This is a genomic window from Streptomyces cacaoi (assembly GCF_006539165.1).
Classification (GTDB): domain Bacteria; phylum Actinomycetota; class Actinomycetes; order Streptomycetales; family Streptomycetaceae; genus Streptomyces; species Streptomyces cacaoi.
Map to the genome: position 1 here is coordinate 1 of NZ_BJMM01000057.1, position 19,224 is coordinate 19,224.

Below are 19,224 nucleotides of genomic sequence, written 5' to 3' on the forward strand. Positions count from 1 at the left end.
GGGGGCCCAGGCCCATGGAGACGGTGGGGAACTCCCACAGCCAGGGAAGCCGTCGCGGGTGCGGATAGGACGGCAGCCCGGGCACGGGGCCGCCGGCGGCCTCCTGGCGGAAGCGGTCGAGGTGCGCCTCGGTCAGCCGGCCGTCGAGGAAGGCGCGGGCGTAGACGCCGGGGGAGGCGTGGCCCTGGATGTAGAGCTGGTCGCCGGAGCCGCCGTCGGCGGAGCCCTTGCCGCGGAAGAAGTGCTGGAAGCCGACCTCGTAGAGCCAGGCGGCCGACGCGAAGGTGGCCATGTGCCCGCCGAGCCCGCCGCGTTGGTTGCCGCGGGTGACCATGGCGGCGGCGTTCCACCGGTTCCACGCGGTGATCCGCGCCTCCATCGCCTCGTCGCCCGGGTAGCCGGGTTCCTCGGCTGTGGGCACGGTGTTGATGTAGGGCGTCTCCAGCAGCGCGGGCAGTCGGACGCCGTGCCGGTGGGCGTGGTCGAGGAGATGGCGCAGCAGATGGCCGGTGCGGTCCGGGCCGACGGCGCGGAGCGCACCGTCGAGGGAGGCGCGCCATTCGGCGAGCTCCTCCGGGTCCTTGTCGGGCAGCTGATCGAGCTGTGACACGAGGATCGAACCCTTCGTTCGTTCCGGGCGCCGCTCCGGGAGGGGCGGTGCGCCGGCAGGTCGGCCGTCGCAGACGACGGCTTCGGTTCCGAGTTACGAAATAGCGCTTCCGCTCAGGGGACGCTAAGGACGACTCCACGGGGGAGTCAACGGTTACCAACAGGTAATGAGCAATGATCGATCATTTTTGCGCCGGGTACCCCGCCGCGCTCCGGAGCACACCCGGGGGCGCGCGGGAGAGCGGTACCGGTACCCGGGACGACGGGCGGCGTCGCGGCCGCCGCGCGGCCGTGCGGCCCGCCGCCGGAGAGTGGGGGCAGCGGGGCAGCGGGGCAGCGGGACGGCGCGGTGGCGGGACGGCGACCCCGGCCCCGGTCCTTCGGGCCCGCGACCTCCGACCTCCGACTCCCGACCTCCGGCCCCGGCCCCGTCAGCCCTGCCCCGGTGCCGTCCCCGGTGCGTAGTCCAGCACGTGCAGCTCCATCAGCCGCCCCACGTACGGGTCCTGGCGGCGCAGCGCCTCCACGACGGCCCGGTGGTCCTCGGCGTTCTCGTGCAGCCCCGGGCGCAGCCGGCGGATCGACAGCCGCGTCCACGCCTCGACGCCCAGCCACTCCCAGTGCCGGATCAGTGCCGGAACGCCGCAGGCGTGCACGATCGCCCGGTGGAAGGCCACGGCGTGCTCGATCTGGCCGTCCGTCTCGCCCGCGCGGGCCGCCGCCTCCATGGCCTCGGCGTGCTCGGCCAGCGCGCCCACCTCGCCCTCCAGTCGCACGGCGGCCAGCTCGGCGGCCCGCCGCTCCAGCGCGGCCCGCACGATGTAGACCTCGCGCAGCTGCTCCAGCGACAACTCCCGTACGCGGGCGCCCTTGTTGGGGGCGCACTCGACCAGGTCCATGGTCTCCAGCTCGCGCAGCGCCTCGCGTACGGGCGCCTGGCTGACGCCCAGTTCCTGCGCGATGCCGCGCTCGGTGATGCGGTCGCCGGGACCCCACTGGCCGGCCAGCAGGCCCTCCAGGACGTATCTGCGCACCTGGGTGTGGAGCGGGACGCGGGACAGCCGCGGGGCGGAGCCGGCGGTCGGTGGGGACGGTGGCATGGCGCTCATTCTCCTTCTCCGGCCGGTGCGGCCGCTCTCCGGTGGCCCCCGCGGCGCCGTCCTCGGACGGCCGGCCGACCCCGGGCACATGGTTGAGCAATGATCGATCAAAAGCTAACGTACCGCACGGCGGCCCCGACGAGGCCCGTCCTGCCGTGTGGTCACAAGCCGCGCTCTTCCGCGGTGTCGGGGCCGTCCCGGCCGTGTTCCGGACACACCCGGAACCGGCAGTCCACGAGCGAACACGAGGAGGCGCGGCATGACCGCCGTCGCACCCGAGGGCCGCAGGCTGCTGCGCCTGGAGGCCAGGAACAGCAGGACCCCCATCGAACGCAAACCGGAGTGGATCAAGACCCGGGCGAGCGCGGGCCCGCAGTACACGGCCCTGCACCGGCTGGTGCGTGACCAGGGCCTGCACACCGTCTGCCAGGAAGCGGGCTGCCCCAACATCTTCGAGTGCTGGGAGGACCGCGAGGCCACCTTCCTCGTCGGCGGCGAACGCTGCACCCGGCGCTGCGACTTCTGCCTGATCGACACCGGCAGGCCCCGGCCGCTGGACCGCGACGAACCCCGCCGCGTCGGCGCCTCCGTCGCGGCCATGGACCTCAACCACGCCACCGTCACCGGCGTCGCCCGCGACGATCTGCCCGACGGCGGCGCATGGCTCTACGCCGAGACCGTGCGCCGCATCCACGCGGCGACCGCCGACCGCCCGGCCGGACGCACCCGGGTGGAACTCCTCGCCCCCGACTTCGAGGCGGCCCCCGAGGCGCTGGCCGAGGTCTTCTCCGCCCGCCCGGAGGTCTTCGCGCACAACATCGAGACGGTGCCCCGGGTCTTCCGCCGCGTCCGGCCCGGCTTCCGCTACGAGCGCTCCCTGGAGGTGCTCACCCGCGCCCGCGAGGCCGGGCTGGTGACCAAGTCCAACCTGATGCTGGGCCTGGGGGAGACCCGCGCCGAGGTGAGCGAGGCGCTGCGGCTGATGTACGACGCGGGGTGCGAACTGCTCACCGTCACCCAGTATCTGCGCCCCTCCGTACGGCACCACCCCGTCGAACGGTGGGTCAAGCCGCAGGAGTTCGTCGAACTGCGGCAGGAGGCCGAGGAGATGGGGTACGCCGGGGTGATGTCCGGGCCGCTGGTGCGCTCCTCGTACCGCGCCGGCCGGCTCTGGGAACAGGCGAGGGAACGCCGCGCGGCGGCGGCCGGCACCGCGCCGCCCGGCTGACCGGCCCGCCGGTCACCCGTCACCGGCCCGCTCGATCTCGCCGACCACGTGGTCGGCGAACGGCCGCAGCAGCGGCGCCAGATCGTCCCAGTGCTCGGGCTCCTCGCCCCGGTGGACCGCCCGCGCCCGGGCGAGGACGGGGCGGTGCGCGGCGGGAAGCCGGGGGAGGGCCCAGTCCGCCGCCGCGTCCTTGGGGCGGATGACGCCGGTGGTCAGCGTCGTCCAGATCCGTGCGAGGGTCAGCACCACGTTCCGGGTGTCGTCCGTCAGCTCGGACAGCAGCTCCGGCACCCCGGCGCGCAGCGCCCGGTCGAGGTCGGCGCGGGGGACGGGCGCGAGCAGCCCGGCCGGCGGCGGCCCGTACAGCGGGGCGTCGCCGAGCAGCACCACCGTGATCAGCAGGGCGAGATCGGGATCCGGCCCCGGCTCGGGGACGAAGCCGCGCTCGTAGGCGTCGCGCAGCCACTCGCCGTACTGGAACTCGCAGCGCGGCGGATACCGCCAGGGGCACACCTCGTCCCGGACGACGGCGGTCAGCTCCACCGGCCGGGCCGGCCCCCGCTCGGCGCGCTCCCCCGAGATCCGCATCAACTCGTCCACCAGCGCGGCCCGTTCCTCCCGCGTGGTGTGCCCCCGCAGGACGACGAACACGTCGACGTCGCTGTGCGGCCCCAGCCCACCGAGCACGGCGGAACCGTGCGCGAAGGCACCCGCGACCCGCTCACCGAGCACCCGGCGAACGAGCTGAACGGCCGCACGGGCCTGCGCTTCGACGTACGCCTCGATGCGTGCCAACGGTGCTCCCTCCGAGCGGGGCGGACAACCCGACCTCCGCCGTCGTGTCGTGGACCGGAGGGCGATTGTAGGAAGCGGACGGGTCACGTCGCGTATTCCGGCGTCTTCCACTCCCGGTCGTCCGGCGGGCAGTGAAGCTTGTCTCCCGGTCGCTGCCCCGTGCTGAGCAGTTCCTCTCTCCCGCCGGGGGAATGCTGACCTTCGTCACCCGGCAGTTGGGGGGAGCGATGAGCGCCGCTAGGCCGAATTCCGTCCGTTCAGATGATGCGTGCCCGGACCCTGTGCCCCGGATCCGGGCGCTGGCAGCAGAAGCGTTCGCTGAGCTTCAGCGCTGCGACACCAAGGCCGCCGCTCTGTGCGCCACCGCCCTCGCGGTGCTGGCAGCAGTCACGACAGTGCTCGTCGAGTGGCCGGGTCTCCCCGTCGTGGTGGCCTGCATGCTGTGGGCCTCAGTGGTGACGCAGGCCGGTTCGGTCGCCGTGGCGGTGGCAGTCATACGTCCGTCGCTGCGGGCCCAGGGCGAGCGTCCCGTCTCGTTCCTGGACGTCGCCGGCTCCGCCCCGGAGGAGGTGCTGGCCGCAGTGCGCCGCAGTTCCCCGGAGGAGGCGATGCTGGCGGACAGTTGCCGCGCGGCGGAACTGTCTGTGCTGGCCCGCCGTAAGTACGGCGCTCTGCGTCGTGCAGCGACGCTGCTGATTGTGGGTATCTCGATGGCGGCTCTCGCCGGGCTGAGCGTCGCGGCGCAGTTCTGCGCCGGTGCCGTGGGCGCCTGACCACCCGGTCCGAGAACGGGCTTTCGACTGTTCGACGTGGTTCAACGGCTGTGACCAGAGGGGGACCTTCCATGCATCCGTCCCACCGCACTCTTCTCGGTGAGCAATCGTGGTCGGCGCTGTGCGCGCTGGCCCCCGCGCGCTCCCGGCCGACCCGGAGCGTGCTGCTCCGCCAGGGCGATCCGGGTACGCATGTGCTCGCCCTGGCTTCGGGCAGCGCGGTCATCGCGCGTCGGGACGACCGGGGCACTCGCAGTCTGCTCGCGGTGCGCGCGGCCGGCGAACTGCTCGGCGAGCTGTCCCTGCTCGACGGCGGGGTGCGCAGCGCCACGGTGATCGCCGCGGAGCCGTGCAGCGTGCATGTCGTCCCTGCTGCGGAGTTCCGTCAGTTCGTCGCCGAACGAGATCTCCTGCCGCTCCTGCTGCGGCGCGCGGTCAGCCGCATTCGTGAAAGCGAGGAGGTACGGCAGGAGTTGGCGACCTCTCCGGTGCCCGTGCGACTGGCATCCGCGCTGCTGCGCCTGGCCCTGTCGGCGCGGAGCCGTCCCCGGGAACCCGTGACGATCCGTCTGACACAGGACGAGTTGGCCGAGCTGATCGGCGCATCACGCAACTCGGTTGTGCAGGCGCTGGCGCCGTGGCGGGAGCAGGGTTGGGTCCGGGTCCAGGCAGGCGGGGGCCTGACGGTGATCGACAGCGGATCACTGCGGCGGGTCGTGGGCGCTGGTTGAGAGCCGGGTCACGAGCCGGCTGCCCAGTTCTGGGCAGCACGGAGAGCCGGCTTTGCGCACCATCGTCATCCGGCACCGCAACCGACTGGAGAGTGATCGTGCGTGACTGACTACCCGAGGATCGACGAGGACGAGGAAAGGGACATCCCGGAGTACCGCGCCCTGGTGGCCCTGGACATGAAGGGCTACAGCAGCACGCCCGATCACGGGATGCAGGGCCTGCGCGAGGATTTCGACGACATCGTCGCAAGTGCCGTCGCCGAGAGCGGACTTGGGAGCGAGTGGACCTTCCACGGACCTGAGCGGGACCGTGGCGACGGCTGCATCGCGGTCATGCCGGTCCGCAAGATGTGGCGGCTGATCGACCCCTTTCCGGAGAACCTGGACCGGGCGCTGGCGCGGTACGACCGTGCACGTCGGGCGATCACCGCAGCGATCCGTGTCCGTATGAGCGTCCATGTCGGGCCGGTCAACGACAGTGTCCGGTGCGATGCGATCAACGATGTCTGCCGGCTCCTGGACAGCAGCGCCGCTCGGGACGCTGTGGCGAAGGCCGAGAAACTCGACTCGTATGTCGCACTGGTCGTCTCGGACCCGGTCTTCCGCGTCGTGGTGCGCTCCCAGAGGGCGCCGCGTTTGCGGCAACGCGACTTCCTCCCCGCACGAGCCGAGGTCCCCCGAAAGTACTCCGAGATCGCCTGGGTCCACGTGCCCCGGCGCAGCCCCGCCGACCTCTCGGCGGGAGCCGCTGCCCCCGCCGAGGAGAAGGAGGCAACGCCTGCCTCCGCCGGGACCGACGAGGCACCCCCTGTCCCCGGCCCCGCGACGCCGGACCCGGCCGCGGGCACCGCCGGAACCAGCACGGTGGGGAAGGCGGGCGCCGTGATCCACGGCGGCAGGCACGAGATGAAGTTCCGTCAGCAGTTCTAGGCGCACCGCGAACAGGAGAGGCACGCGTGTACGACGACATGCCAACTCCCCCTCCTCCGAGCACGGAACAAGGGGAAGCAGGGGAGAACGACGACCTGTACGAGCGGGTCGTCCAGCAGGTGCTTGATGACGAGTCCGGTACGGAGGCACCCGGCGAAGCGGTCACACCCGATGCGGCGACGGGTGACGACACACCGGAGGAGGTGCCGGTTCCGGAGCCCGTGGCAGAGGAAGTGGCCGTTCCGGAGCCCGCGTCGGAGGAGATGCCGGTTCCGGAGCCCGGCGGCGGAGAGGGACGTGAGGAGGAAGCGGCGTCGAACGACACGTCGTCGCAGCAGAGGAACGCGCCCGAAGCCTCCACCCACATGGACACGGTCGGAGTCGCCCTCTTCGGAGACCACGCGCATGCGGACGTCGTCCAGCAGTTCCATCTGAAGGACACGCTGGAGCCGTACCCGTTCACTCGCGAGAACGTCCTGGACGACCCGACGTTCGTCCAGGTCCCTGCGTGGTCGCACGCCATACACGCGGCGAAGGAGAACCTCCCGCACAGCCCCGTACTGGTCGTCAACGCTTCGCGCGGTCACGGCGCCACGACCTTCGCACGTCATCTGCTCGCGGCGCTGCCGAAGGACCGGACGCTGTGCCTGCTGGAGACCAGTTGGGACAAGCCACTGGTGAGCAGGCTTCCGGTGGCCGGAAAAACCGCGTGTGTTCTGGATCTGCGCACCGCGGACCACGACCAACTCGACACGGCGTTCCTCACCGGTCTGGGCAAGCACGCGGGCGACCTGGCCACGGCGGAGTCGTGTCTGGTGGTCCTCGTGTCCGATGGCCAGTGGCCCGCTGCCGTCCCGGCCCCCGCACGCGTGCAGCGGATCCGGCTCCACGGTACGCCGGACGGTACCGCGGTGGCCACGAGCCTGCTCGACCAGCAGCACCGCCCCCGGCTACGGGCCATCTTCGAGAAAGCCGCCGGCGAGACCCTGAGGACCATGCCTCCGGGCCGCGTCGTGTGGCTGGTCAACCAGGCGATCGCGCTGGAAGACGCACAGGTCCGCGAGGCAGAGGGGACCGGTGCCGGTGAAGAGGAGCAGCGGGAGAAGCTGTCCGGCGCCGTCGAGCGCCTCGTCCTCGGCTGGGAGGACATGCTCTCGGTCCAGTTCGCGGACGGCCGGCAGCAGGCGGCACTCCCGCAGCCGAGGGACGCGAAAAGCGCCCCCAAGGTGTTCGATCTGGAAGAACGCTGCTTGTCCATCGCCCTGGCGATCCGAGGCAGCGGCCCCGCACTCGATGTCCAGAACGATGCCCGGAGCCTGCTGCGGCACCTGCGGAACCGCCCGGAGAAGCAGGCGCGCAAGGGCGACGGTGACCTCAGCTCCGTTCTCCAGGGCGTCGGCCTCGGTACCCGTCTGAAGGCCATCGGGGCCGATCCGGGGCCCGGCGGAGAAGCCGCGTACACCTCTCCCGGTTACAGCGACGCGCTTCTGATCCACGTCTGGGGTGACTACCACGAACTCCGGGAACGCCTGCTGGACTGGGCGATCGCCTGTGCTGCGGGAGATGCCGCCGCACAGCCCCGCATCGTCCGGGCTCTGCTCAAAACCATCGCGTACCACCAGGACGACGCGCCCCTGAAACGGCTGAGCTGCTATGCGGCAGACCCGTCGACACGGGCGGCAGCCGCATGCGTCGCCGGGGCGGCGGCTCGCCATCCCCACCTCGGCAGCCGTACTCGGGGCCTGCTGTACCAGTGGGCCGGCTCGTCCGCACCGCCCACCCGGCTGCTGGCTGTCGACGTCTGCCGCTCGCTGCCCGAGGAACAGCGCGATGCCGTGCTGGTCCGGCTGCGCCGTGCCGGTGAGGGGGCGCAGCCGGAGGTGACCGGCGAAGTCCTCGGCGCGTTCCAGGAGATCGTCGCCCGGCCGCACCTGATCGCCTGGTTCGCCGGTGAACTCGTGACCTGGCAGGAACAGGACCGATCGCCCTCCGCGCTGGCGCTGGGGATGCTGGCGCTGATGGGCGAGATGCGCGACGGCGTCCCGTGGCTGCTCACCGACGCGGCTCCCCGGCTGGATGTCGCCGGCGCACTGGGCACGCTGCTGTCCCGGTCGGACACCTGTCCCCGGACACTGGCAGTGATCTCCCGCTGGCTTCAGCAGTGTCCGGAAGGCCCCCTCTACGACGGCGTGCTCAGCACCGTCCGCAACGCCTTCGAGACCCGGGCGGGATTCAAGGCACTCGCAACCGTCATGCTGCACCTCGCCCACGTCGAGCGCCCGGATGGAAGCCCTGCCGACCGGCGGCTGAAGAACCTGCTGAGCCAGGACCCCGACGTACGTGCTCTGCTGCCCGAACCGGAAACCGCCGAATGAGATGGGGCCGGGCCCGGCGTGCGGAGGCTCGCTGGTACGAGTGCGACTTCCCCGAACCGAGGCAACTGCGCAGCGCGGTCCCCGGTATCCCCTTCGACGCGTGCTTCCGGGCCAGTTGGCAGCCTGGCCCGGAACACCACCGCAATCCCGAAGCCGCCGTCGCGGACGATCTGCTGCGCCGGGCAGCCGAGATCACCAGCACTTGTCGTCCGCTGAACGTCGCGGCGGCTCAGGACGCGGTGAACGCGGCCCTCGGGCGGCCCGGCACGGACCGTGGAGCCTGCTGCTCCCGTCTCACCGCTACTTTCCAGCTCTCCCTCAGCGACCGGGCCAGAGCGGCTGCCGAGCAGAGTGAGGAAGACCGGCAGCACGTGAGCCGGCTGCGGTTCCTGCGCAGACAGTTGCACAGCGACCCGGAACTCCTGCTGCTGGACCATCTCGACCGGCATCCCGACGCCGTCAAGGAGGTGGACCTCCGGGACTTCCAGCGCGTGGCGCGCGCCGTCCGGAGCGGCAGTACGACGTGGTACCCGCTGCTCGACTGCCTGGAGCAGCTGTCGGAGCGGATCGGTGACGACGACTTCTACGCGATGAAGGTCTTGCTGAAGACCTTCAGGGAGACGGTTCCGCAACTTGTGCAGGAACACGGGCTCGGGGACGCAGGAACACCGGAGGAGGCCGAGCAGTGAAGCGCCGTCACCCGACTCCTCAGGTATCGCGGGCCGGAAAGGCTCCTGTCCGAACGGGCATGGGCCGCCTGCGGAGCGGATGATTCGCAGCCGTGCGCACCCGTGCCGGTGGCCGGAGACCGACCGTCCGCTCCGGCCACCGCGGAGCCGCAGCACACGGCCCGGCCCGAAAGCCGAGCCGTACGGGGGCCCGGCAGGCCGGGCCCGCCCTCGCTGCCCTCGGCACAGACCCTGTTTCAGCCCTCCGCCGCCGTTCGCAACCGCGCCCCGTTGGCCAGCCCCGCCGGGTCGAGGCCGAGTGCTGCCGCCGCTGTGGCGCCCACGTCGGCCAACGAGGCGGCGTCCGGGAGGAGTTCGACGCCGGGGCCGTCGGGGCGGTGGATCAGGACGGGGACGTACTCGCGGGTGTGGTAGGCGTGGCCGATCGTCGGGTCGTTGCCGTGGTCGCCGGTGACGACGAGCCGGTCGCCGGGGCGGTCGAGCAGGGCGACCAGTGCGGCCAGCCCGGCGTCGGCCTGTTCGAGGATGCGGCCGTAGCGCTCGGGGTCCTGCTGGTGGCCGGCGAGATCGCTCTCCTGGACATTGGCCACGACGAGCGCGTCACCGGGCGCCCGCACGGCCTCCAGGGTGTGGGCGAAGACGTCGGCGGTGGGCACGGCCGGGCGCCGGGTGGCGCTCTCGCAGGCGAGGATGTCCGCCGCCTTGCCGACGAGCGTGACGGGCAGGCCCGCGCGCGCGGCGAGTTCGGGAAGCTGCCGGGTGTGGTCCAGGGGCGCGCCCAGGTGCTGGACCTCCAGCCCGCCGTTGCGGTACACCCCGGTGGCCGGGGTGTCGAGGCCGAAGGTGCCGCCGTCGCCGTCCCGGACGAAGTCCGGCAGCGGGCCGTCCGCGTGGCCGCCGACGGCGATGACACGGGCGACGGGCGCGACGGCCCGCACCGTCCGTGCGATGGCCAGGATGCCGTCGAAGGGCAGATCCTCCAGCCGGCCGGTGGCGTTCCAGTTGATGCCCGGGTCCGCCTCCAGGTTGTCGTGCACGAGGACGCTGCCGTCGACGACCAACAGGGGCCGCCCGTCGAGGAGTTCGACCCGGTGGCCCGCCGCGCGCAGCGCCCCGGAGACCTCGTCCAGGTGCTCGGCGAGCCGGGCGACGGTGACCCGGCTGAAGTCGGCGCCCATCATCGTCTGGTGCCCGGCGAAGGTGTCGGCGCCGGGGTAGCCGAGTGCGGCGCGGCCCGCCGCCACGGGCAGCCGGGTGCCGCGGGCGAGGTCGGGGTGCGGATGGACGAGCCCGAGGCCGAGTGCGCCGAGCACCGGCAGCCGCAGCGGGCGCCCGCCGGGCCCGCGGGCGTGGTCGAGGACGTGCCCGCAGGTGTCGGCCGCCGCGTCCCCCGGCCGCAGCGCTCCCGCGTCGGGCATCGCACCGATGCCGAAGCCGTCGATGACGACGATGACGGTCCTGCTCATGGCTGCGCCTTTCCTCGTGTGTGTCCCGGGCGCCCGGCGGTACCCGGTGTGCCCGGTGGGTCCGGTGTCCCGCCGGCGTCTACAGCGCCCGTCCCCGTGCGTCGTACAGCCCGGTCAGCCGGGGCGTGCCGGAGGAGAGCCCGGCGACGACCGCGACGGTGGAGCGGGTGACGAACACCTGGGTCCGGAAGGCCAGCAGGGCCGTTTCGCCGAGCCGCACCTCCTGCCCGGGCGCGGGCGCGTCCAGGAGCCGGTAGTAGTCGATGTTCTCCGCGGGCGCCGGCTGCACCGGAAGCCGGCTGCCGGTGCGGGGCAGCAGCGCCGTGCGGATGTGGGAGCGCGGGTAGAAGCCGCCGCCGAAGAGGGCGGGACGGCCGTCGGACAGGGTGTGCGCGACCTCGGTGACGTACACGTAGGCGGGCTTCTCCGGCTGGTCGGTGTCCACGGCGTGCAGCGGTGTGGTGCCGGTCAGCGCGTGCCCGGGCTCGCCGTGGGTGGCGCCGAGCCGGGCCAGCAGCGGCAGCGAGGCCATCGAGGTGGCGCTGGGCGCGCTGAGCAGGAGCCCGGTGTGGCCGCGTGCGGTGAGCCGTTCGCGGGCCTTCAGCGCGAGGTCGAAGTTCGGTGTGGGCGCGGGCTCGCCGGTGGCCGGGTCGCACAGCACACAGGGGAAGGCCGTGACCCCGGCGAGCCTCACCCCCGGGAGCCGTTCCAGCGCGTCGGCGAACGCGTCGAGCCCGTCGAGCGGGACACCGCCCTCCTGGCCCGGGTAGACGGAGCCCGGCGCGCCCTCGATGCGCACCAGCACGTCCTGGACGCGGCCGAGCCGCTGTGCCTCGTCGGAGACGGCGCGCGCGTTGGCCAGGTCGTAGACCGTGACCGTCTCGGGGTGCAGGGCGAGGAGTTCGGGCAGCGCGCGGCGCGGGATCTGCACCAGGTGGCCGAGGTTGCCGGCCCGGGCCCCGGCGGCGTGCAGGGTGCGGGCCTCGTCGGCGTCGATGGCGGCGAAGGCCGGGACGGACCGCGCCACCGCCTTGATCAGCTCGGGGTTGCGGCCGAACTGCTTGACGACGAACCACAGCCCCAGACCCAGCCGTTCGGCCTCGCCCGCGAGGAGCGCGGCGTTCTCCTCGACGGCGTCGAGGTCCATGACGTAGGTGTCGGGCGGGATCTCGCCGCGGTCGTGGAGCCCGGCAGCGGCTTCGGCGAGCTGCGGGTTGCGGGCGAGGAGGCTGTCGAGGAACACATCAGTCCTTCGTGTGGTGCTGCTGCTGCGGTGCGTCGTGCGGGGCCGGACCGGGCTCGTGGCGTGCGGTGCCTTCGGCGGCCGTCCTCCGGGGTGTTTGCCCGGCCGTCTCCGCGGCCGTCTGCGCGGTCGGCCCCGCGGCCGTTCCGCCGGGCGCTGCCTGGTCGGGCGCTGCCTGGTCGGGTGCCGTCGGGTCGGGTGCCGCCGGGTCGAGCGCGGCCAGGGAGCGGCGCAGGATGTCGAGGACGAGGTCCGCGCCCGCCCGCATGGGGTTGATCCGTACGACCCAGTCGGCGAGGCCGGGCGCGTCGTCCAGGGTGGAGCTGGACATCCGGTAGAAGAGCGGCGCGATCTCGTACCGCGAGTTGGAGCCCACCGGGTAGGGCGCGGCCCCGAACCGGGCGGCCACCTCGGGGAGTTGCCGCGCCACGGGCCGGTCGAGCCGGACGAGGAGGCATCTGTCCTGCACATTGGCGAGCCGTACCTCGGCGACCCCCGGGACCTCGCCGGCCGCGAGCCGCCGGGCCGCCTCCTCGCCCGCGGCGGACTGCACGGCCCACATCACCGGGACGTGGGTGAGGGCGCGCAGCGCGTCGAGCGCCTGGTGGCCCTGCACCTGGCCGCCGCCGGAGTAGTTGTCGGCGTGCACCTGCCGTACGAGGTCGGCCGTCCCCGCCACGACGCCGACGCCCTCGGGCCCGTGCAGCTTGAACAGCGAGAAGCAGGAGGCGTCGGCGCCGAGTTCGGCACCGGTGGCGGGCACCCGCAGCACGGCGTAGTTGTCGTCCACGAGGGTGCGCACGCCCGCCGCGCGGCAGGCGGCCAGCACCTCGCCGGGGTCGTAGGAGTCGGTCAGCCGCTGCCGGGTGTGCTGGACGTAGGCCCAGCGGAAGCGGCCGGAGGCCAGGGCCTCGCGGAGCGCCGCCGGGTCGTTGTAGTCGACCTCGACGGTCTCGACGCCGAGGCCGCGCAGGGTGACGGCGGTGGTGCGGTACACCGGGGCGCGGTGCACGAGCAGCGGCTCGCCCGGGCCGACGGCGGCGCTCAGCGCGGCGCGGATGGCGCCGGTGCCGGCGCCCTGCACGAGCGCCGCGTCCTCGGTACCGAAGAAGTCGGCGAGGACGGCCTCGACGCGTGCCGTCGTCCGGGGCCGGCCCAGCCCGGGCACCACGCCGGCGTCGGCGGCGAACAGCTCCTCCCCGGTGAAGTGCGCCGCCGTGCACTCCAGCAGCCGGAACTGCCGGGCCGTGGCGTCCTCGACGGACACCGTGGGCAGCGGGAAGGTCCGCGGCAGGGCCGGCGCCGCGGCCCCGGCTCCCGTGTCGGCCGCCATGTCAGTTCTCCTCCGTGCTCGCGCCGGTCAGAAAGCGCAGCGGGTTGCGCCGCGTCAGCAGGTCGATGAGGTCCTCGTCCACGCCCTCGGCACGCAGCCGGGGCAGGAAGGAGCGGAACAGATGGCCGTAGCCCTGACCGCCCTCGGTACGCAGGTAGCCGTGGCGTGAGATGTCGCAGCTGAGCAGTGCCCGCTCGGCGTGCCCGGCCTCCAGCAGCTCCAGCAGCAGCCGCAGCCGCACCTCGTCGCTCTGGTAGCTCTCCTTGCCGACCGTGTCGAAGGCGACGTACGCGCCCGCGGCGGCCAGCTCCCGGTGCACCGCGGGCTCGTCCAGCAGATCCTGGTGCCCGACGGCGATGCGGTGCGGGGCCAGCCCCTCGCCGGTCAGCAGCTCCAGCTGGGCCGGGCCGCCGCGTCCGAGCTGGGCGTGGGTGGCCACCGACAGGCCGGTGGCCAGCGCGGTGCGCGCCGCCGCCCGCAGCGAGCGGGCCTCGGGCTCACTGGGCCGCTCGCCGTGGCTGCCGACCTCGCCGAGCACGCCGGGCAGCACGCCGGTGCCGTCCAGCCCGCCGTCGGCCTCGGCCAGCAGCGTCGCGGTGAGCTGCTCGACGCTCGCGCCGTCCAGCTCAGCGGTGTGGAACGGCTCGTAGTACCAGCCGGTCGCCGCGACGACGGCCACCCCGCTCGCCCGCGCGATCCGCTCCAGGGCGCGCGGATCGCGGCCCATGCCCCGGCAGGTCAGCTCGATCACGAGGGACAGGCCCGACTCCGCCCGCAGCTCGGCGAGTTCACCGGCGACGGCCCGCTCGTGGCGGGAGGGGTCGAGGACGGCGGCGCCGTCGCCCTTGAGGTCGAGATCGAGGGCGAGGTGCTCGTGCGCGAGCACCGGCCCGTCGACGGCCGCGCGGGACAGCGGCCCGGTGACGGTCTGCACGCGGGGCCCTGCGGCATGCGGTGTGCTCATGGTGCGTGCCTTTCGGCGAGGAAGGTCCGGGGTGGTCACGGCGTCGGTGCGGACGGGCGCCCCCGCGCGGGGGCGCCCCCGCGGCTCACCCCTTGACCGGGGTGAACAGATCGAGCCAGTACAGGACGTTGAGCAGGATGCCGCCGACGATCACCGCGGCCGGGGCCGCCGCCATCCGCACCACGGGCCGCCCCATGGCCTCGTTCAGCAGATACAGCCCGCCGACGACGAGGATGCCGAGCCCGCCGCCCATCGCGTTGGCCGCCATCAACGAGCCGAACAGGATGGCCAGTTGCAGCGTGTCGGTGATCGCGTTGCGCAGATGCTCGGAGGAGTCCCGCACGCTCGGCAGCCGTCCCAGCACCCGGCCGATCCAGGAGAGCGCCAGCACCTCCAGCGCGAACACCGCGGCACCGACGACCACCGCCAGAATCGGGTTCGGCAGCAGGTACCCGATCGGGTAGACGAGCGTGAAGCCGGCGATGCCGTACGCGCCCGAAGCGAGCGCCGTGGTGGCGATCAGCGGGATGAAGCCGAACACACGGTAGAAGTCCACCTGTGCGGCCTCGGAGATGTGGCCCTTGGCGATGAGGAAGCTGGTGGCCTCTCCGCCGCCGAATATGTGCATCTGCGCCAGCAGACACACTCCGGCGCCCAGCAGCATGAACAGCGGCAGATGCCGGCGCAGCCGGGTGGCGCTCGCGCTGAACAGCGACGCCATCGGATCCTCGGCGGGCTCCTGCTCCCCGTCGGCCGGGGCCTCTCCCGCGCGTGCGGCCTCCAGCGCGGCGGCCCGGTCGGCCTTGCGCTGCTTCAGGTCGCGGCTGACGGCCAGCCCGATGAGCATCAGCACACCGACGGCCATGGCCAGCGCGCCCGCGAACATCTCGGGCCACAGCTTCATCGTCAGGACGACCAGGGCCAGTTCGACCACACCGGCCACGCCGCCCCACTTGCGCCCGAACTGCTTGGTGATGGCCAGCACCGGGAACAGCGTGAACAGGAACAGGATCGGCGTGGACATCTGCTGCATGGCCGTCAGGAAGTCCACCGGCAGGTCGTGCGCCACGTTGTTGGCGCCGCCCAGCGCGAAGACGACGACGGCACCCCACGCGGCGCCGAGGATCGGTGCCAGCCACTTCTTGGGGGACAGCAGACCGAGGATGTCGGTGGGCAGGAAGACCAGCCAGGGGTTCAGCACACCGGAGGAGAGCGCCATCGGCGCGCCCAGCCCGAAGATGAACCCGGCGGACAGCCCGAAGGAGACCGCCGTGGTGGCCGGCCGGGTCGAACGTCCCTGGATGAAGTCCAGCATGAAGGGGCGGACACCGTCGTTGAAGACGGCCAGCGCCATGTGCGAGATGAACGCGGTCAGCGCGCACAGCGCGATGACGGTCAGCTGCTGCGGCAGGGTGAAGTCCAAGGTGGCGGAGGCCGCCAGCTCTCTCACGGTACTCACGGGGTCACTTCCTCATGCCCGGGGTGGCCGGTGTCTCACGCGGCGCGCCGTGCGGCGGCGCGGGCGATGAGCGGGGCGACGGTGTCGATCTGGTCCATGGAGAACCCGAAGACCTTCTTGCCGTCGGCGAGCAGGCCCTCGACCTCCTCCTCGGTGGGGACGGAGCGTCCGAAGGTGTGGCAGGCGGGCTGCCCCATCAGGCCCACCAGGACGCCGAGGGAGGCGCCGGCGCCGGTGTGGCAGGTGCCCAGGTAGTAGTCGGCCTGGCCGGAGCGGAGCTTCATCGCGGCGTCCATGTCGCTGGAGACGGCGACGTCGACGCCGTCGAGCCCGAGCGCCTTGACCGCGTCCGCGGCCTCGTTCTTGCCGACGCCACCGGTGAGGATCTTGGTCATGACGGGTACCTCTCGTCTTTCTGGCCGGGAGACGACCTCCGGGCCGGGAGGTGCACGGGGCCGGCGGGGGCCGGCCGGTACGTCCGTGCGCGTGGGTGCGGGTGTGCGGGAGTGGCAGGGGAGGGGAGCCGGTGCGTCAGCCGGAGACGCGCTGGTCGAGCACGGCCAGATGCATCGCCAGGAAGTTGATCTCGGACTCGGGCAGCGCGGCGCCGAGTTCGGCCCTGGCCCGCTCGGCCGTGGTGCGGGCGCGTGCGACGGCCTGCGGGTGCCCGGCCAGCTCGGCGGCCACCTGCTCGTCCGTGACGAACTCCTCGATGGCCTCGCCGTTCAGCAGCCGGGTGAGCGCCATCATCAGATGGCTGGTGAGCATGCCGGCGCTCTCCTCGGTCACCGGCCGGCCCTCGTCGGCGAGGGCGCCCAGCTCGCCGGTGACGAAGTCGGCGACCTCGGGCCGGACCTGGCCGCCCTCCCGGAAGAGCTGGATGCGTTGTGCGAGCTGGTCGTCCACGGCGGTCTCCTTTGACGCTGTTGACGCTGGTGAAGTTCGGTGCCGAGTCGGCGCGGGGAGGTGGCGTACGGCCACCGGTCCCACAGAAATCGGGATTCTGGATTCTGTGGCTGTCAACGGGCCGCCGCCCGGCGGGTGTTCACCCGGTACGGCGGCCCCGGGCGGGGTCAGTAAAGGGGCATCCGGTCACCTCGGAGGACTTCGGACTGAAGCTCCGTCACCCGGGACGGGTCGAGCGCGTCCCGCACCGCGTGCAGCGCGGTCGCGCTCGCCGTACGGCCGATGACGGCGGCGCTGGAGTTCCGCAGCGCCAGGTCGCGGGCGATCTCGTCGTCGAGCGGCACGACCTGCGCGTGCAGGCTGCCGCGGCCCTGCGCCTCGTCCAGGTTCCAGACGGTGACGTCGGCCTGCTTCTGCGCGAACAGATCGGCCAGCTGCATGTACGAGGACTCCACCCACTCCACGTCGGGGCGGCCGGCGAAGACGCGCTCGGCCAGCATCTGGTCCTCCGAGGCGTGGTCGACGGCGACCCGCAGCCCCGGCGCGTCCAGCGACGCCCCCTCCCGCACGAGGAGCCCGTGCGCCCCCACGTAGGTGCCGGGGCCGAGATCCACGACGAGGGTCAGCTCCCCGGGGTGCTCCTCTATGAGCCGGTCGGCGGCGAACCGCGAGAGCACGACCAGATCGACCTTGCCCTCCAGCAGTGCCGTCGTCCGCGCGTTGGAGCCACGCATGAACGTGATCGCGAACGGGGTGCCCGCCTCGTCGAACGCGGTCCGCAGCCCGGTGGCGAGCCCCTCGTACCGGCGCGAGTACGGCAGCGGCATCGCCGCCAGCAGGGTGCCCAGCCCGGACAGCCGCCACAGGACGGAGCGGTCCGAGCTGACCAGGAAGGTCCCCAGATGCCCCCGGGCGGCCGTCTCGATCGCACCGGCCTCCTCCAGCAGCCGCAGCGCCGCCTGCACGGTGCCGTTGCCGCAGCCGAGCTCCTCGGCGAGATCCCGCACGCGGGGCAGCCGCGTGTCCGGCTCGTGCCCCAGCAGAAGGGCCGCGAGCTGGCGCGCCGCCAGGCCGTTGCGGGTGAGGAACCGCTCGTCGAAACCGTTCACAACTGGACAGTAAACAGAATCCTGGATATTTGACAAGGGGTGACGAGACGGGCTTGAACTGGGGTGACGCACCTCACAGACTCCGCCGCCGCTTGCACGGGTGCCGGCGCACGGGGTGCCGCCCTTGCGGGGTGGAGGTGCCCTTCGCGGAGGTGGAGGTGCCCTTCGCGGAGGTGGAGGTGCCCTCGTGCGGAGGCGTCCCTCATGGGAAGGCGTCCCTCGTCGTGGGAAGGCGTCCCTCGTGGGAGGGAGGGGCCCTGTGCGGAGACGGCCCCTTGCGGAGGGAGGCGGATCCCGGGCGCTGGGGGACTCGGTCACCCCAGAGGGCGAAGCCGTTCCTCGTACTCGGCACTCACGGTGATCTCTGCGTCACTCTCTTCGCTGCGCCGGGCCTGCATGCCTGTGAGTCGGGGACGGGACCGGGCGGGAGCCCTTCCACATCAGAAGTGGCACCCGCTCCATTCTTCTTCTGCCGCCTGGGACTTGGCCAGAGACGTCAGAACGTCTCCGAGGAACGCCAACGGTCTCCGCCCGTGCCGGTCGTCCTCGTCGAGCAGCAGGTCCAGGTACCTGGTGTGAAGCCACAACCCGACGTACATCTCTCCCTGTTCACATCGGACAACTTTCCCGTTGTTCAAGGATTTCGCGGTCGCCTGCCGTTTCGCGGCGGCCACCGTGTCCCGGTGGGAGGTCGTCATCAGCGTCAGGCTCGGTCCGCCCTTGCCCTGTAGATGGAGGTCGCAGGCCCACACGGTGCCGGACGCGGAGGTGGTGCGTTCCCTTCCGAGGGTCACGTCGGCGGTGGGGAATGCGTCCGGAGGCAACATGAAGCCACGCTTGCCGCAGATGTTCTCCCGGTCGGAGTGGTGGTGGTCGGCCGAGGTCAGCGCGGTCGCGTCCGGGGCGCGGTATCGACCGCTGCTGTTCTGCGCGCAGCCGGCGTCATCGATCACCCGCTGGGCGGCCCGGTCGGCAAGCTGCAACAGGGCTTCCGGCGAAGAAGTCACGTCCGAAGCCTGCGGCGGGTTCCTTCCGTCGCTCACCTCGGCCGTCAGATACGGAACCGAGCCCCGGCGAAGCGGAATCCCGCCCCAGCACTCCTTCGGGACCAGCACCCAGGCCCGCTTCCTGGTGGCACCGCCGGCGAGCCCGTGCTCGGTGAACGCCATTCGCTCCCGCTTCTGCCACACCGGCGACTGAAAGACCTCGTCGCCCTTCAGGAACTCGGTGGTGACCGAGACATGAGGTTCCGAGGAGTCGACAAACCGGCTCGTCCGCTTCATCTCGCACCGCAGCCAGTGCGAACGCCCCGCCTGCTGGTATTCCTCCTCGGCGAGCCGCCCCGTGCCCTCCAGTGCGGCACTCACCTCCGACGAGGAGAACATGCCGTCGCAGAAATCGTCCTTGCCCAGCAGGTCGGTGTTCCACCACGTGAGCAGGCCGGCGAGGACGACAACACATGAGATCAGCGCAGCCAGTGAGATCCAACGGGACTTGTGCTTCACTACAGTAAC

The 19,224-nt window shown here is 72.4% G+C and carries 18 protein-coding genes; 6 read left to right on the forward strand and 12 right to left on the reverse strand.

The annotated features are described in order from the left end of the window. Both SCA03_RS30495 and SCA03_RS30500 read right to left on the reverse strand, forming a co-directional pair. Positions 1-610, reverse strand: a 610-nt coding sequence (locus SCA03_RS30495) for a pyruvate dehydrogenase E1 component-related protein (protein WP_503827393.1), incomplete at its 3' end; no start/stop codon positions are given. A 430-nt stretch (positions 611-1,040) separates the two neighbouring features. Then, complete coding sequence (locus tag SCA03_RS30500) at positions 1,041-1,709, reverse strand: GntR family transcriptional regulator (RefSeq protein ID WP_086814977.1); 669 nt, start codon at positions 1,707-1,709, stop codon at positions 1,041-1,043. Positions 1,710-1,968: 259 nt separating this feature from the next. Between SCA03_RS30500 and lipA the strand changes: the two genes are divergently transcribed. Then, positions 1,969-2,937, forward strand: coding sequence for a lipoyl synthase (gene lipA, locus SCA03_RS30505; protein ID WP_086814976.1), 969 nt, complete (start codon positions 1,969-1,971; stop codon positions 2,935-2,937). A gap of 12 nt (positions 2,938-2,949) precedes the next feature. Here the strand turns inward: lipA and SCA03_RS30510 are convergent, their stop codons facing one another. Then, the gene (locus SCA03_RS30510; RefSeq protein WP_051856276.1) at positions 2,950-3,732 is read right to left on the reverse strand and encodes an aminoglycoside adenylyltransferase family protein; all 783 of its coding nucleotides are present in this window, start codon (positions 3,730-3,732) and stop codon (positions 2,950-2,952) included. 191 nt (positions 3,733-3,923) lie between these two features. Here SCA03_RS30510 and SCA03_RS30515 point away from each other — a divergent pair, with 191 nt between their 5' ends. The 5 genes from SCA03_RS30515 to SCA03_RS30535 all read left to right on the forward strand — a co-directional run bounded on the left by SCA03_RS30515 (position 3,924) and on the right by SCA03_RS30535 (position 9,230). Further along, positions 3,924-4,505, forward strand: a complete 582-nt coding sequence (locus tag SCA03_RS30515) for a Pycsar system effector family protein (protein WP_141275768.1) — start codon at positions 3,924-3,926, stop codon at positions 4,503-4,505. 71 nt (positions 4,506-4,576) lie between these two features. Next, entirely contained in the window at positions 4,577-5,236 is a 660-nt protein-coding gene (locus tag SCA03_RS30520) for a Crp/Fnr family transcriptional regulator (protein ID WP_086814974.1), read from the forward strand. A gap of 102 nt (positions 5,237-5,338) precedes the next feature. Beyond that, a complete protein-coding gene (locus SCA03_RS30525; RefSeq protein ID WP_086814973.1) occupies positions 5,339-6,166 on the forward strand; it encodes a hypothetical protein in 828 nt (275 codons plus the stop codon). Between the two features lie 365 nt (positions 6,167-6,531). Beyond that, entirely contained in the window at positions 6,532-8,541 is a 2,010-nt protein-coding gene (locus tag SCA03_RS30530; protein ID WP_141275769.1) for a hypothetical protein, read from the forward strand. Next, a complete protein-coding gene (locus tag SCA03_RS30535) occupies positions 8,538-9,230 on the forward strand; it encodes a hypothetical protein (RefSeq protein ID WP_086814971.1) in 693 nt (230 codons plus the stop codon). The genes SCA03_RS30530 and SCA03_RS30535 overlap by 4 nt, the downstream gene beginning before the upstream one ends. Positions 9,231-9,466: 236 nt before the next feature. Here SCA03_RS30535 and SCA03_RS30540 read toward each other — a convergent pair whose 3' ends face one another. The 9 genes from SCA03_RS30540 to SCA03_RS30580 all read right to left on the reverse strand — a co-directional run bounded on the left by SCA03_RS30540 (position 9,467) and on the right by SCA03_RS30580 (position 19,215). Then, entirely contained in the window at positions 9,467-10,696 is a 1,230-nt protein-coding gene (locus SCA03_RS30540; protein ID WP_086814970.1) for a phosphopentomutase, read from the reverse strand. Between the two features lie 79 nt (positions 10,697-10,775). Next, positions 10,776-11,939: an alanine racemase gene (locus SCA03_RS30545; RefSeq protein ID WP_086814969.1), complete on the reverse strand. Its 1,164-nt coding sequence runs from the start codon at positions 11,937-11,939 to the stop codon at positions 10,776-10,778. 1 nt (position 11,940) lies between these two features. Next, positions 11,941-13,272 (reverse strand): aminotransferase class V-fold PLP-dependent enzyme, encoded by a 1,332-nt coding sequence (locus SCA03_RS30550; RefSeq protein ID WP_086814968.1) that lies wholly within the window; start codon positions 13,270-13,272, stop codon positions 11,941-11,943. Between the two features lies 1 nt (position 13,273). Continuing rightward, positions 13,274-14,236, reverse strand: coding sequence for a phosphotriesterase family protein (locus tag SCA03_RS30555; protein ID WP_086814967.1), 963 nt, complete (start codon positions 14,234-14,236; stop codon positions 13,274-13,276). A gap of 85 nt (positions 14,237-14,321) precedes the next feature. Then, the gene (locus tag SCA03_RS30560) at positions 14,322-15,695 is read right to left on the reverse strand and encodes a YhfT family protein (protein WP_030879479.1); all 1,374 of its coding nucleotides are present in this window, start codon (positions 15,693-15,695) and stop codon (positions 14,322-14,324) included. 35 nt (positions 15,696-15,730) lie between these two features. Next, entirely contained in the window at positions 15,731-16,090 is a 360-nt protein-coding gene (locus SCA03_RS30565) for a DUF2620 domain-containing protein (protein ID WP_030879476.1), read from the reverse strand. Between the two features lie 136 nt (positions 16,091-16,226). Beyond that, positions 16,227-16,601 carry a PRD domain-containing protein gene (locus SCA03_RS30570; protein WP_030879474.1) on the reverse strand — a complete coding sequence of 125 codons (375 nt, stop codon included), beginning with the start codon at positions 16,599-16,601 and terminating at the stop codon, positions 16,227-16,229. Positions 16,602-16,768: 167 nt separating this feature from the next. Beyond that, positions 16,769-17,710, reverse strand: a complete 942-nt coding sequence (yhfZ, locus tag SCA03_RS30575; protein WP_030879471.1) for a GntR family transcriptional regulator YhfZ — start codon at positions 17,708-17,710, stop codon at positions 16,769-16,771. A 440-nt stretch (positions 17,711-18,150) separates the two neighbouring features. After that, positions 18,151-19,215, reverse strand: a complete 1,065-nt coding sequence (locus tag SCA03_RS30580; protein ID WP_086814966.1) for a hypothetical protein — start codon at positions 19,213-19,215, stop codon at positions 18,151-18,153. Positions 19,216-19,224: the final 9 nt, after the last annotated feature.

What these genes read in the sequence shown, in the direction of transcription:
- SCA03_RS30565 (WP_030879476.1), bottom strand. Translation starts at nt 16,090, where the DNA reads ATGACCAAGATCCTCACCGGTGGCGTCGGCAAGAACGAGGCCGCGGAC.
- SCA03_RS30535 (WP_086814971.1), top strand. Translation starts at nt 8,538, where the DNA reads ATGAGATGGGGCCGGGCCCGGCGTGCGGAGGCTCGCTGGTACGAGTGC.
- SCA03_RS30555 (WP_086814967.1), bottom strand. Translation starts at nt 14,236, where the DNA reads ATGAGCACACCGCATGCCGCAGGGCCCCGCGTGCAGACCGTCACCGGG.
- SCA03_RS30530 (WP_141275769.1), top strand. Translation starts at nt 6,532, where the DNA reads ATGGACACGGTCGGAGTCGCCCTCTTCGGAGACCACGCGCATGCGGAC.
- SCA03_RS30515 (WP_141275768.1), top strand. Translation starts at nt 3,924, where the DNA reads ATGCTGACCTTCGTCACCCGGCAGTTGGGGGGAGCGATGAGCGCCGCT.
- SCA03_RS30520 (WP_086814974.1), top strand. Translation starts at nt 4,577, where the DNA reads ATGCATCCGTCCCACCGCACTCTTCTCGGTGAGCAATCGTGGTCGGCG.
- lipA (WP_086814976.1), top strand. Translation starts at nt 1,969, where the DNA reads ATGACCGCCGTCGCACCCGAGGGCCGCAGGCTGCTGCGCCTGGAGGCC.
- SCA03_RS30550 (WP_086814968.1), bottom strand. Translation starts at nt 13,272, where the DNA reads ATGGCGGCCGACACGGGAGCCGGGGCCGCGGCGCCGGCCCTGCCGCGG.
- SCA03_RS30540 (WP_086814970.1), bottom strand. Translation starts at nt 10,696, where the DNA reads ATGAGCAGGACCGTCATCGTCGTCATCGACGGCTTCGGCATCGGTGCG.
- SCA03_RS30500 (WP_086814977.1), bottom strand. Translation starts at nt 1,709, where the DNA reads ATGCCACCGTCCCCACCGACCGCCGGCTCCGCCCCGCGGCTGTCCCGC.